Source organism: Sphaerospermopsis kisseleviana CS-549 (assembly GCF_028329225.1).
GTDB lineage: Bacteria > Cyanobacteriota > Cyanobacteriia > Cyanobacteriales > Nostocaceae > Sphaerospermopsis > Sphaerospermopsis kisseleviana.
In genome coordinates this window covers 21752-36405 of sequence record NZ_JAQMTI010000108.1, presented here as the reverse complement: position 1 = coordinate 36405, position 14654 = coordinate 21752, and the positions used below count along the sequence as shown (strand labels likewise).

At 35.9% G+C, this 14654-nt stretch carries 12 protein-coding genes; 10 read left to right on the top strand and 2 right to left on the bottom strand.

Annotated elements, in window-relative coordinates; translation table 11 throughout:
* Positions 1-74: 74 nt before the first annotated feature.
* On the bottom strand, positions 75-824 hold the full coding sequence (locus tag PN497_RS08815) for a Swt1 family HEPN domain-containing protein (protein WP_272109948.1): 750 nt from the start codon (positions 822-824) through the stop codon (positions 75-77).
* A 104-nt stretch (positions 825-928) separates the two neighbouring features.
* Complete coding sequence (locus PN497_RS08810) at positions 929-1453, bottom strand: hypothetical protein (protein WP_096573055.1); 525 nt, start codon at positions 1451-1453, stop codon at positions 929-931.
* A 516-nt stretch (positions 1454-1969) separates the two neighbouring features.
* Here PN497_RS08810 and PN497_RS08805 point away from each other — a divergent pair.
* The 10 genes from PN497_RS08805 to PN497_RS08760 all read left to right on the top strand — a co-directional run bounded on the left by PN497_RS08805 (position 1970) and on the right by PN497_RS08760 (position 14647).
* Positions 1970-3046, top strand: coding sequence for a hypothetical protein (locus PN497_RS08805; protein ID WP_096573056.1), 1077 nt, complete (start codon positions 1970-1972; stop codon positions 3044-3046).
* A 158-nt stretch (positions 3047-3204) separates the two neighbouring features.
* Positions 3205-3651 (top strand): DUF1257 domain-containing protein, encoded by a 447-nt coding sequence (locus PN497_RS08800; protein ID WP_096573057.1) that lies wholly within the window; start codon positions 3205-3207, stop codon positions 3649-3651.
* A 3-nt stretch (positions 3652-3654) separates the two neighbouring features.
* The gene (locus tag PN497_RS08795) at positions 3655-3879 is read left to right on the top strand and encodes a DUF2997 domain-containing protein (RefSeq protein ID WP_096573058.1); all 225 of its coding nucleotides are present in this window, start codon (positions 3655-3657) and stop codon (positions 3877-3879) included.
* Positions 3880-4009: 130 nt separating this feature from the next.
* Entirely contained in the window at positions 4010-5626 is a 1617-nt protein-coding gene (locus PN497_RS08790) for an AAA family ATPase (protein ID WP_096573059.1), read from the top strand.
* A gap of 33 nt (positions 5627-5659) precedes the next feature.
* Complete coding sequence (locus tag PN497_RS08785; RefSeq protein WP_272109944.1) at positions 5660-5815, top strand: hypothetical protein; 156 nt, start codon at positions 5660-5662, stop codon at positions 5813-5815.
* Between the two features lie 245 nt (positions 5816-6060).
* Positions 6061-6609, top strand: a complete 549-nt coding sequence (locus PN497_RS08780) for a WGR domain-containing protein (protein WP_096573060.1) — start codon at positions 6061-6063, stop codon at positions 6607-6609.
* 322 nt (positions 6610-6931) lie between these two features.
* Positions 6932-12049 (top strand): DEAD/DEAH box helicase family protein, encoded by a 5118-nt coding sequence (locus PN497_RS08775; RefSeq protein ID WP_096573061.1) that lies wholly within the window; start codon positions 6932-6934, stop codon positions 12047-12049.
* 310 nt (positions 12050-12359) lie between these two features.
* Positions 12360-12761, top strand: a complete 402-nt coding sequence (locus PN497_RS08770; protein WP_096573062.1) for a DNA-binding protein — start codon at positions 12360-12362, stop codon at positions 12759-12761.
* A 395-nt stretch (positions 12762-13156) separates the two neighbouring features.
* Positions 13157-13588, top strand: a complete 432-nt coding sequence (locus tag PN497_RS08765; protein ID WP_096573106.1) for a hypothetical protein — start codon at positions 13157-13159, stop codon at positions 13586-13588.
* Between the two features lie 90 nt (positions 13589-13678).
* Positions 13679-14647, top strand: coding sequence for a DUF4351 domain-containing protein (locus PN497_RS08760; RefSeq protein ID WP_096573063.1), 969 nt, complete (start codon positions 13679-13681; stop codon positions 14645-14647).
* Positions 14648-14654 lie beyond the last annotated feature (7 nt).

Genomic DNA, 14654 nt, shown 5'->3' with positions numbered 1-14654 from the left:
TATCTCAGTTAACACAAAAAAATTCAGTATTATCCATACTTTGAATAATCAAATATCTATTATCTGTAGCTGTTTTATGTATACAAACATTTTATTTGACGACACCAATCTCTATAAGAAATAAAAATTCTTTGAAAATCATCCTCAGATGGTAACACTCCATGATGAGCAATAATATGTCGCAAACCTTCTAATTGTTCAAATCTATTTTCAATAAATTTAATGTCTCCAATGTAAGGTAGGAATAAATCTTGATGATTTCTAATAATTGTAACTAAATCTCCCCAATCAATATAATGAAGAGGTGAACTACCTCCTCTAGAAGAAATCCAGTTGTTTTTCTTTTCTTTATCTTTACGGTCTTTTACTTTTTTTATTGTGGTTGTATTTTTAGCCTTTTCCCACCAATCATCTCCAAATTCTCTTGAAAGTATTTGTTCAATAAAACAACGAACTGAATTTTCGTAACAATGAAGTATTACATACAAACTAGACATTTTATAGGCATTTATCACATCTTCATGATTAAGATAGGGTGTATTAAATACTGCGGTAGTTTCTAATTTATTAAGAATAGCTATAAGAGTAGCTTTTGCTATTTGCATAACCACAACTAAAGAGCCATCGTCTGAATATTGATAGCCTTTTACTGCATTATTCCAAATATTTAATTCATCATTCATATCTGTATCATTAAAGATACATCTAACACTCTTCATCCAATGTGAAAAGTGTCGGAAAATCACATCTGGAGAATCATAAAAAGTCTCTAGCATAGACAAACTCTCTAATAATGACTCTATAACTTCTCGTTTATGTTTCATAGTTAAAAACAGACTCCATTACTTCCATTGTAGAAAATTTGCTACACATCATGTCCTAAAATTCAGGTATCCAGACTCTAACCCTATATTAATTATGAATAATATTAGTTAACAATCATATTTACAATTGTATCATTATCAGTAATTATATAAGAATCGCCTTTCTGTATTTCTTCTTTACTAAAAGTTTGTTCCAATTTTCCAATAATAACCGTGTAAAACTCTGATGACGGTAAATTATTTATAGTGACTGGATATAAACAATAATTGACAGTTTGATTATTCAATTTAATTAATTGGCCATCATTCGGTTGCCCCAATGCCACTACTTCAGACTTTGCGTTTTTGACAACGACTTTTAATTTTTGAATAGCAGGATTTAAATAAGCATCAGTACCCTTAGTAGCAACATTTTTTACATCTATAACACCGCATGGATGTCCGACAGGTTTCGTCCAATCACCTTTGATAACTAATCCTCCTTTAAAAGATAGTGTTGAGGATATATTTGTACTATTTTGAGTTGTTGAATTTTGTTCAGTTTTTTGAGTAGGAGATGTTTGAGTGCAACCGAACAGCGTTTCAATTAACATTACAGTCAAAAAAGTTTTAATCCAAAATTTATTCATAAGTAACTCAGAGTAAAAAAAACGAACTATGTAACAATACTGTACTCAAAAAGGAGTATAAAAAGAGGGCTAATGTAGTAAAGTTGTAGTTTTCAGCAACGACAACTCGAAAGCTACACACAGTCCACGTTTGATATCCTAGCACTATTGCAATGCAGGATCAAATGAGCAATAAAGTTACAATAAGGATTTAACAACCTGCTGGTAACATTCTGATTGATATGGATAAAATTGTACCATTTGAAAGCCTCCAGTTTTTGTAATCTGAAGTCATTATGACTATATTGTAAAATGGTGGATCAAATAAACTTTGGGTTAATTGGTATGTTGAGAATTACCAATAAATATTGATTGACAGAATGATTATCCAGTATGGCTTACAGCCTTAGCATAACTTTCTGTTTGATTGCTCATTTACTCCCTAACACGCAAAAAGATTTTGGGAATCAATTTGTGTAGCTATCAGTTTAAAGCTAACGCTTTTCTGGAAGTAAACAATTTAACTTCCAAAACAATATGCTACAAGCAGTCATTCCCAACTCAAATGAAACCTTCCTCCAAAACGCTGTTGTTGAAAGATACAACTTCTCCAAATTAAACAAAACACGCATCCGTTTCAAAATCCAGTTAAAGAAAACCACCAAAAGCAATGCTCCAAAATGGGCAGATGTTCTTAAAACGTCCCAAAATGAGCAAGAATCAGACTTAGTAAAAGTTACAACTTCTGAAGTTGGTTTAAAGGGCATCAAAGTTTTTAAAGCTTTAGATGAAGCCGCAAACAAATTAAGACAAGAAATTGCTTCAGTCCAAGAATGGATGAATTATGACAATGGTGATTGGATTTGTTCCATAGATTTAGCACCCATAGTCTGGAGTCAATTAATCGAAATTCGAGATAATATTGCCCCTACTTTACGCACCCAATTGAGAGAAGAGTATGACGAAGGTTACACAGATTATCAAGAACGGATTGATAAATTCCTCTCACTGAATGCTTGGCAGTTATCTGGAGAACAACAACAAGAAGTTAAGCAAAACTTAGTAAAAGCTTTTCCCTGTTTAGAGGAACTAGAAGACTACTTACAAGTAATAATTGGTCGTCCTGTGATTATTCCTGCTATTAGTGAGCAATTGTCAGAACAACAAGCTGAATGTTTGCAGCAAATAACTCGATTTATCGAGCAGTATGACACCAATTTAGAACAAACACTCAGAGAATCGGCGATCGCAGGTGGCGAACAACTAGCAGCGCAATTACTCGAAGATTTGAGCAATTGGGAGCCAGGACGCAAGCCAGTTAACTTCAAAAAGAAAATGGAACGTCATTTCAAGAAAGTGCAAATGCTTTTGGGTAACGCCAGTTTTGAAGCAGGTAGCAGTCTGGAACAAATGATGACTCATCTAGAAGACATTCTCGAAAACGCTTCTGTAGATGCCAAAAGGCTTGATTCACAGGGACGTTCTCAATTAGAGGGAAAAATGGACGAAATTTACGCCAAGCTGCTGGATGAACAACGTCATCTTCAAAGATTAGCAAGTGATGAGGGTATGGGGTTAAGCAAAGCTACAGCCATGTCTCTCAAACTTCGGTAGAAAAACCTGTCTGTATCATCTTTGAACAAACGCGAAGTGTGAGGTGTAGATGAGAATAATACACCTCATACACTTGCTACGCAATTAAGAGAGGAAGTAATAGCAACTGTTTGCTTCCCTGTTTATCAGTATTAATTTCCCAATTCACAGTAACTAAGATGTCACATTTCTCAACTGTCACCACAAAATTAACTAATCGTGAATGTTTAGTTGATGCTCTACAAGATTTGCAGCTTACCGTGCAAATTTATGAGAAACCACAATTGCTCAAAGGTTATTACGACGACTCTGAAGGCAAAAGTGCAGAGATTGTTGTCCCTGGTCATACTTTAAATGCCCGCGCAGATATCGGGTTTCTGTGGGATCAAGAAGTAAAGGTGTATCAAATCATCCACGATGCCTATGAAACCGTACCCCGACTGGGAGAAAACTTCTTTTCTCATACCCTCATGCAAGCCTACGGTAAAAACATGGTTCGCGCTAAAGCAGCACAGTTACAAGAACAGCTAGGAGAATGCACCATCACAGAAGAAACCAAGGGTCAGGTACATACCTTACGTCTTGCATTCTCAGCACATCAACAAACTCAGCAAGTACGGAGATAATTTATGGAAAGGGCAATATTGATACATTTTGACACTGCTACAGGTGAAGTAAAAATAGAAGCTGAAGGATTTGAGGGATTGTCCTGTCTAGAAGCAACCCAACCTTTTGAGGAAGCTTTGGGGATGGTACAGGGCGATGCCTACGGCGGTGAACTACGCACTTACAAACCCGAATCCCATCAACAGCTTCGTAGCACTAACACCCATCAACACCGACTGCATCAATAAACTCAAACCAGGGAGGGGGAAGATATCTTCAATATTCCTTCCTCTCCTCATTACCCTTCACCTAAACAAGCTTTGCTATTTCATCAATACATTTTCACTGGGGAACAAACAAAATTTCTTATTCACAACCATGAAATTATCAAACCTAATTACCACCATTGACTCTCAAATACCCATTGTGGCTTTAGAGGTTCTATCTCCTGAAGAAGCAACCATTATTCAATGGTTAACTACTGAAGTCATGGACAAACTGAATAGTCCTGTGTATTTCTGGAATTTAGGAGTGTCCAGCTTAGAACAATGTCTGATTGCTGACGACGGTGGACTGGTATTCAAATCAGTTGAGACTTATAAAAAGCCTCCTCACATAGACCCGCTAATACACGTATTTGAGTACATCAGCAATTTTGAGGGGAATGGGGTTTTCATTCTGGGAGATGTTCACCCCTTTGTGGGTAAAAACTCCCTGCAATTAAGTTGGGAAGTTCTCACCAGAGTCAAAAACTTGTATCATCGTCTCAAACCAACTGAAAAGCGCATTGTACTTCTGGGTCAAAATATTCAATTGCATGAATCTTTACTGAGGCTCATTCCTTGCTGTGAAGTTCCTTTACCGAGCATTGAGCAAATTCAAGACCATTTAGCATCATATCTGCTATATTTACAAGAATCTGCCAGTGAGCAAGAGGTGAATTTTACAGTTTCTCTGACGACTGAAGATAAAGAAACCTTAGCAAGAGCAGCATTAGGTTTGACACTGGAAGAAATTAGCGACTTTCTCCGGCTAACTGTGAAAGAACGCCTAACTTCCCAAGGCATTGTGATTGATGGTACAATCATTGCCTTAGTGGTCGAATACAAAACCCGGCTATTGGCTCAAATGGGTATCGAATTGGGTAAACCCACAACAATACCTTTTGGGGGTCTGGATTTGCTGCGGGATTGGTTGCAACGTCGTCGTCGGTTGTTTTCCCAAGAAGCGCGATCGCTCAATTTACCCCAACCTAAAGGGGTGCTATTAGCGGGACCACCGGGTACAGGTAAATCAATAGTAGCGAAGAATATTGCAACTATCCTTAATCTTCCATTGTTGCAACTAGACATAGCCTCAATGCTGGGTAGTCTGGTGGGAGAATCTGAAGGTAATGTCCGCCGCGCACTCAGTACGGCTGAAGCGATCGCTCCCTGTGTCCTGTGGATTGATGAAGTAGAGAAAGCACTTTCCGCTAACGGCGATACTTCTGGAGTTTCACAAAGAATTTTAGGAAATATCCTCACGTTCATGTCTGAGTGTACAGCAGGGGTGTTTGTGGTGGCAACCTGTAATGACCCAACTGCTTTACCGATTGAGTTCAAGCGCAAAGGACGGTTTGACGAAAATTTCTTTGTTGACCTACCTACAGAACCAGAACGCTGTCAAATTCTCAAGATTCATCTAGAAAGATACGGTATAAAAGTTCCCCAAGAGTATTTGGAAGCGATCGCTGCTAGTACCAGCAAGTTTAGCGGTGCTGAATTAGAAACTCTGGCCTCAGAAGCTGCACTATTAGCTTTCGATGAAGGAAGACCGCAGCAGGTAACACTAGCTGACTTAGAAAATTGCCAGCAAAATATTACACCTTTAGCTGTTCAAGATGCTGCTGCTGTTGAACGGATGCAGTCGTGGTCAAAGGTGGCACGACCAGCTTCTAGTTCTGTACAGGTTTCTAAGAGGAGTCTTCGTACTTCTAGGTTTCGTACTAATTAGTACACAACAAAAGAGCGAAGAGCGATCGCCTGGTTGCAGGTACACACAATGGCCTTGGTGAGTAAGTATCCTATCACTGTACCCAATACCAATATTACCCGTGAAACCGAAGAGCGATCGCTATTTTATCACTTTTATCACCAACTCAATAGGACTTACGAAATAACTGAGAACTTTGTTCTTGCGTAGCGGTAATTTACGCACATTACATCAATAGGGAATAAAAGATGATTGGGTAAGTGTAAATTTAGATTTTTTGCAACTTTACAAATTTGCACGAAGAAAAATCATCCTATTCATCAATAACGCCAATTCATATAACTGATAACTGGCGTGGTATAGCTGTATGCTTGCCAATATTACCGCTAAGTTTTTACGTAAGTCCTGTTCAAATGTTTAGCGTATAAACACCATTAAATATCAACAGTCCAATTATGGAAATATATTTGGTATTTGTAGATGCTGCCCAGAATAGTAATAAGTTCTGGAGTGCCAAAGTTGAGCAAGGAAATTTAACTGTTGAATGGGGTCGAGTAGGATACAAATCTCAGCAGAAAGTTCATGCTTGTGGTAACTATCAAAAAGCAGTTTCTAAATTCAACAATCTCGTTGCTGATAAAAAAATGAAAGGCTACCGAGAAAGCCAAGCTCAAATTGATAATAATTCTGATTCTTCGGAAATCAAAAGAGCTATTCAATTACTAGAAATATTACGCCCTTATGTAGCTGAAAGACAATTTGCAAATAGTAATTATTTAGAGACATTAAACCAATATCTCAAAATTGTCCCCACACCTTTGGGTATGAAAATAATACCATCATTAATATACCGTCATGTAGGAGACGTAGACCATCAACTATCACTACTAAACTCTTTATTGGAAACTGAATCTGTTCAAGGTGAAAATACAGCAGAATCTGTTAATAACAGGAAAGTTATCAGCTTGAAAACTATTAGTAAGAACTTTTGGAGGCATATCTAATACTGTCTCACATTCAAATTATTAAGCTTTTCAAGCTGTCAATGTAAATTGTTCAACCATAAATATTCACAAAATATTTATAAATGATATGGCTTACTGATTAAGGTAAGCTATATTTTTTCTCTAATATCACTTTACTTTAAAGATGCACATATAGCATTTCCTAGTCTAATGAATTACCAAATAATCTGCGTTTATCTGCGTCCATCTGCGTTCAATTATTACTGCTTATACTTCACTTGAATACGAATATCTATAACATATTTAAATCGTAACTTTGCGCTATGCGCCCATTACCAAAACTATTTTTTGGTAATGGAATATGTTTACAATCAATTCAACAATAGAATCAGAATTAAAAACCACACCCCAACAAAGGTGGGAAAACAACAAACAGGCAATTATTACCCTGCAAAATCTCAACACCACTCCCACCCAAGAACAACTACAAACATTAGCAAAATTTAACGGATGGGGTTGTTTACCAGAAATATTTAGCTTAAATCCACAAACCAGATGGGTTGCTAAAGCACAAAAAGAATTGCTAACTTTACTGGAACAAAACGAATTTAATAACGCTGCCAGTAGCATATTAAATGCCCATTATACAGAACCTAAAATTATCCGTAGTATTTGGGAAATGCTATCACGCATAGGATTTACAGAAGGCAGAATATTAGAACCAGCTTGCGGTACTGGTTTATTCTTTGGACTCATGCCAGAGGATATCAGGTGTAATTCAAAACTATTTGGAATAGAATTAGATAAAACACCCGCTACCATAGCCAAACATTTATATCCCGAAGCTAAAATCTATAATCAGGGTTTTGAACAAGTTAGCTTCCCAGAAGGATATTTTGATTTGGTATGTGGGAATTTTCCCTTTGGTGACTATGGAGTAAATGACTCAAAATATAACTTTCTCGGAGTCAGCATTCATAACTATTTTCTTGCCAAATCTGCCGACTTAGTGAGAGAAGAGGGGTTAATTGCCGTCATTACTTCTACATACACTTTAGATGCTCCCAGTTCTCAAAAGTTTCGAGCTTGGTTAGGGCAAAAACTAGAACTGGTAACAGCCGTAAGACTTCCCAGTGGAGTATTTAACACCATAGCTAGAACTCAAGTTAGCCCCATTCTGCTAATCTTTCAAAGAGTAAAAAATCCTCGTCATGCTAATACATCAAAATGGATAAATACTCAAGAAGTACAAATTGTTCCTCAAGATTGGGGTAATGAAGGTGATAAAACTAAAGCTCATCTCAACGAATATTTCTTGAGTGAATTTCAAGGCAGAAGTTTTGATAAATATTATCAAGACCAACTACGAAAATCTCCCCAATACACACATTTACAACAGAGAATCTATCCTCATGTACATCAATTACTAGGTACACCAAGCATTAATAAAATGTACGGTGAAGGTTTTGCTCTTTTAGATGATGGTAGAGATTTATCTGAAGCATTGTGTAAAATACCTTTAAATGTTAACTACTTTCCTAGAAAGCAAGGTGAAGAACTACTATTAGTTCCACCTGAACTGCAACATATTAAAGAAATGGCTTTTTGTATTCATGAAAATCAAATTTATCAAAGAGCGAAAAGCCATTTAGTTTTAGTAGAAACAGTAGAGAGAAATAGAATTGAGGATTTTTGGCAGCTACGTAGTTGTTTAATAAAAGTCATCAATGCCCAACAAACAGTAAATGATGAGGAATTAACACAACTTCAACAAGAACTAAAAAACAGCTACAACTCATTCATTCGTAAATGGGGGAGAATCAATAGCAAGTACAACCTAATACATCTAGGGAAAGACCCCAACTATTATTTAGTCAGGACTCTAGAAAAGAGCAATTACAAATTAGCTGATATTTTCTCTAAACGAGTCTGTCGCTCATATTCTGCTCCCACAAAAGTCAATTCAGCCCAAGATGCTTTAACCCATTCTCTGAATATCAAAGGTTGCTTAGATTTGGATTATATCTCAGAAATTAGCCACCTGACTCCAGAGGAAATTATTCAACAACTCGATGCTGATAATCTCATCTTTTATAATCCAATTGGCCAGAAATGGGAACTCGCGGCTCAATATTTATCTGGTAACGTTTACAGAAAACTGCAAGAAGCGATCGCAGTTAATTTACCAAAAAACATAGAAGCACTTAAAGCAGTTCAACCATTACCAATGCTTCCCGATGCTACAGAAGATATCAAACTTGCTTGTCTAGAAACATCGAATATTGATTGGAATTCTCTCACAGATTCCCAAAAAGATAAAATCTTGAACAAGAAAATTCACATAATGCTAGGTACAAACTGGATTAAACCAGAAATTTACCAGCAGTTTGCGAAAGAGATATTGAAAATAAAAGTAACGATATCTCACATTACTTCATCCAGCACATCTTTTTGGACTGTAGGGGAAAATTCTGACGATATTACAGAATATGGCACAAGTTACATTGACAGTGCCAAACTTCTAGAAAAAGGATTAAATCGTCAAGACCCCAGAATCATTATTTACGCAAGCAAGGATACCATCAATACTGTAGCCTCTAATGAAGCGACAGAAGAAGCCAGAGCTAAATTAGAATTAATCAAATCTGCCTTTAGAAATTGGATTTGGGAAAATCAACAAAGATGTGTGGAATTGTATACATATTACAACACACAAATCAATGTTTTCTCTGCCCGAAAATACAATGGTAATTACCTCCAACTTCCAGGTAGTAATCCTCATGTGCAGTTAAACTATTGGCAATTAGATGGTGTTTCTAGAATACTTGAAGAAAATGCCACTTTTCTAGCCCATGATGTAGGACTTGGTAAAACATATACCATGATTTCTGCCATCATGGAATGTCGGCGGTTGGGATTAGCCAAAAAACCAATGTTAGTTGTGTTGAATGGCACTGAAAAGCAAATTGAAGAGAGTTTTAGATATCTCTATCCAATGGCAAACTTATTAGTTCCTGAAAAGCTAGATGCCGAAGGTAGAAAAATCTTCACTGCTGCCATTCAAACAGGAGATTTTGATTGCACTATCATTACTCACTCCCAATTCTTCAGTTTAGCATTATCGGAGGATTATCAATTAGCATTCCACAATCAAGAAAAAGAAATTCTCCAAGCTTTCTTGAGAAACGAATCCAACAACAGAATCACCACTAAACAGCTAAAGAAGGCGTTAAAAAGCCTAGAAAGTAAAATTAACAAGGTAACAGCATCAACAAGAAAAGATAATCACATTGATTTTGATAATTTGACAGATATGTTGGTGATAGATGAGATTCATGAATTTAAGAATTTATCTATCATCACCAAAATGTACAACATCAGAGGTATTCCCAATAATTGGAGTCAACGTGCTAGTGATACGTACATGAAGATTCTGCATACTCTGGGAGATATGCTCACAGAAACTTGTTCCCAATTCACAGGAAAAGTAATTGGTGCAACGGGTACAATTCTGTCTAATACTATGGCAGAATTATTTAACTGGATGCGGATGTTTCAACTTCCTAAATTACGAGAATTGGGAATAGAAACTTTCGATGAATGGGCTAGTCAATTTGCAGAACCTACTTCTTCTGCTGAAGTTACTGCGAGTGGTAAATACAAAGTAGTAACTCGGTTTAAGAGTTTCTGCAATATCCAAGCTCTCCGAGGGCTAATGGATCAATTTGTTGACCTCCGCACAAATGATAACATTGGTGATGTTTTAAAACGTCCAAAACCTAAGTTTATTGATGTTGTTGTAGAACCATCTCCAGCACAATTACAATTTCTGAGGGAAGCTCTCAAAAGGGCTGAGAAAATTTACACTCGGCAGGTTGCACCTAGCATTGATAATATGCTGAAGGTAACAACGGATCTCACAAAAGCTGCTTTAACTATGCGCTTATTGGGAGAAACTAAAGAAGCAGATACCAGCAAGTTACATGAGTGTGTTTGGAATAGTTGGCAAATTTGGAAGCTAACAAATAATGTCAAGGGAACTCAGTTAATATTCTGTGATGCTAGTATTCCTAAACCAGATAAATACAGCACTTATTTGTATTTGAAAATGCTGTTTATAGCATTAGGTATTCCAGAATCACAAATTGCCTTTGTTCATGATTTCAACAAATCTAAACGGACTAAACTGTTTGAGTTAGTTGATTCTGGTCAGGTGCGTATTCTACTGGGAAGTACAAAGAAATTAGGTACAGGTTGCAATGTCCACCGTCGCGGATTATGGGCTATACACCACCTAGATGCCCCTTGGCGACCTTCTGACTTAACTCAACGAGAGGGGAGAGGTATTAGACAAGGAAACGGGGAATTAATGGGTTCTACGTTGCCTTTCGTTTGGATATTTAGGTATGTTACGGAACGCCTGGATGCCCTTAGATGGCAAACTTTACAGTGGAAGCAGGAAATGACGACTAAATTCCTGAATGGTGAGGATTTAGATAATGTAGAAGATTGTGATCAGGGGGTTTATTCCTATGCTCAAATTAAGTCAATGGCTACAGGAAATTCTCTGTTAATTGAGGAGTCTAATTTGCGTAGTGAGTTGAATTCTCTACTCATTCAACAAAGGAGTCATCAAAGACAACAATTTAGTTTGGGTTGGAATATAGATAACTGGAATCGCAAAATTCAAGATTTAAAACGCAAGATTGAGTTGCTTCAGGAGGACTTGCAAATAATCAAGCCAATGTTAAAGGACATAGAAGCAGCGCAAATTTCTAGACGAATCTCTCTGGAGTGTAAAGAGATTTTCCAGAATCAATATACTTCTGCGAGAAAGATTGCTAATTACCGAGGATTTGATGTGTATGCTTATTATCGTCCTGGTAATAATAAGTTAGGTATATACATCAAATGTTGTGGAAATGAGTATTATTTCCCCTGGGTGATGAACAACAAAAGAGAAAGTATTGAGTTTCAGCGTTCTCATCCTTTAATCAGTCTTGATGCGTTGATAGATTCATTACCGGAATATCTGCCAAGATTGCACGAAGAATTGGAAAATGCACAAGTTGAAAATGCTAGACTTGAATCTCTTGTAGGACAAGCTTTTCCGCATACAGAAAGGATTGCTGATATTTCCCAACGTTTGCAGGAAATTGATGCTATTTTACAAGAGGATGAAGCTGCTTTAGATGTTTCTGAGGTGTCATCTCATGAGGAGAGTAGTGAAGATAGTGATGATGATTTTTGGTTAGATGATGAAAGGTGTATTCAAGAATGTCACATTCACCCAGGAATAGTAGATAAATTGTTTAGTCGCAGCATTGAAAATATCAAATGGATTAGCGATATTTCTCAAATTGTCAAGACTATCAAACCTATTGATTATCAAACTTCTGCATCTAGCACAATTAACAAAATACATGATTTTCCTAGCAGTATCAATAAAGTAGGGGGTATTCAACTTAGTCTGTTTTGAGATTACTGCTAGAGTTTTAGATTACTTTAAAACTGGGTATTGGGGAACTGCTTCCCCAGTGCCTATTTTTTATTTTTTAAGTGACATAATGAATACTTTAAAAACATTACATAAGTAGTTGTGCAAAATAAATTTTATAGTTAAAAGAAGAAACAGTGAACACAGAATTAAGTTTTACATATACATCAAAAAAGCCTAACTAACGACATATAAATACTGCTTTAATATAGTGACAATATTGATATATCGCTACGCGAAACATTTGTGAAAATCATGAAAATCAAAATTCACTGTATTTCAGGAGATAATTATGCAATCTGTACTTACTTTAATGATAGAAGCTATCTGTGTTACTTTCTTTGTAGCGATGTTTATAGATTTTATTGCTGGGATTTTTCAATTAATACAAGCTACAACATCAGTTATACCGGACAACATATCAATATCAATTCCTAAAGTCAATAAACCAGTTATTGTTCAACCATTACCTGACCCTTGGAACATGAAATTAGAAAATGATATTTCATCTGACGAAACCATGAAAAGTGAAACCATTCCTTTTCCTGTTCCTACACTAAAACTTTTACCACCTGCAAAAGAAATTAAATCAGAACCAAAACGCAGAGGAAGACCAAAAAAGAATAATACAACCCCTACTCCAAAAACTACTTCTACACGCAAACACAAATCACCTGAAAAAGCTGCTGCGTGAACAAACAAAGATAATCAAAAACCTAAACCATAGAATTTTTCAATTTTAATTTATGGTTTAGGTGTCAATCCTTAGCAGATTTCATTATTACAGGGAAAGAAAGGAGAATAAAAAATTAACCTTTAATCTTTCCCTAAATAACTGAATCACTACAAACTTATAAAGAACGCCTGGGGAAAGAGTTCTTTTCATTGACAATAATATTTGTTATGTCTATACTAGGGAATATTAGATTCGCATATTCAAGAATTAAATTCACTCCAGGGATAAAATCATACAGTTTGAATAAATTTATAGCATTATCAAATCTAGTCCATATCATTTAATGATTGAAAACCAGCATAGAAATGCAATTCATCAAAATACAAACTGCTGTAAATATCATCTGGATAACTATGCTAATTATTTGCCCTAAATGCCAAAGTAATAACTCTCGTAAATTATCCCTAGTTTATCAAGAAAATGTCACCCATAGCACTAGCACAGTCAGAGGTTCTATAGGTTCAAAATCTGCTGCTGCTTATAAAAATGAAACTAATACTACATCACTAGGCAAGATAGCAGCACCACCAGAAAAACCAAAATCAAATATTATTTTAATTCTTAAAATCATTTTTCTTACCTGGATAGGTATTATAGTATGTGGTATTTTTAATGCCTTAGTTCTAATTGAATTGTTAATGTTTGTATTTTTCCCAATCTACCTATTTTGGGCAGTAAGAAAAAACATTTTATACTCACGTAAATACCCTAGACTTTATAAAAAGTGGGATAATTCTTTTATGTGCCAGCGTTGTGGAACAATCTTTGAGATTATTGAAAGTTAGAGCATTTTCTAAATCATATTTATTATAAAAAAATTATAAACAGACAAAAATTTGTATATAATATTTTTTATCATGCTCATCTACTAAAAAATGACTGAATTAACAGCTAACTATGATGAATCATGGAAAGAAGCATTAAATGAATATTTTGAAAGCTTCTTATTCTTTTTCTTTCCTCAAATCCATGAATTAATTGATTGGAAAGAATCCCCTCAACCCCTTGACAAAGAACTTCAAGAGATTACAGCTTCATCAGAAACAGAAAAACGCATTGCGGATAAACTTTATAAAGTTTGGTTGTTAGATAAACAACAGATATGGATTTTGATTCACGTTGAAGTTCAAAGTCATTATGATGTTGATTTCGCAGAACGAATGTTTATTTACCACTATCGCGCTTTTGATCTTTACCATAACAAGGTACTTAGCCTAGCGATTTTAGGTGATGATAGACCCAATTGGCGACCTGATTGTTATCATTATTCTATTGGAGATGGTGAAACTCACGTCAAATTTCCTACTGCTAAACTCCTTGATTACGAATCGCGTTGGAATGAGCTAGAATCTAGTAACAATCCCTTTGCTATCATTACGATGGCACACTTGAAGACTAAATCCACAATCAGTAATTTTGCTGAACGGGAAGCGTGTAAATGGAAGTTAATTAGAGAACTTTACGAGCGAGGGTTAACAAAAGAACAAATAGTTAAGCTATTCAAAATCATTGATACAATGATGACTTTACCTAAGCATTTACAAGAAGGATTAATCACTAAAATTAAACGTTTGGAGGAGGAAAGAAAAATGCCCTTAGTTAGCCCAACAGAAAAACTGGCTATGGAACGCGGTGAACAGCAAGGAATACAACAAGGTGAAGAACGGTTAATTATACGACAACTTAATCGGCGATTTGGTGTAATTGCATCCAGCTTAATTGAGCAAATTCATCAACTATCTGTTGAACAGTTAGAATTACTGGGGGAAGCACTTTTGGATTTCTCAACAATAGCTGATCTAGAACAATGGTTACAAAATAAACCAAATTCCGTAGAAGAATAGCAGAAAT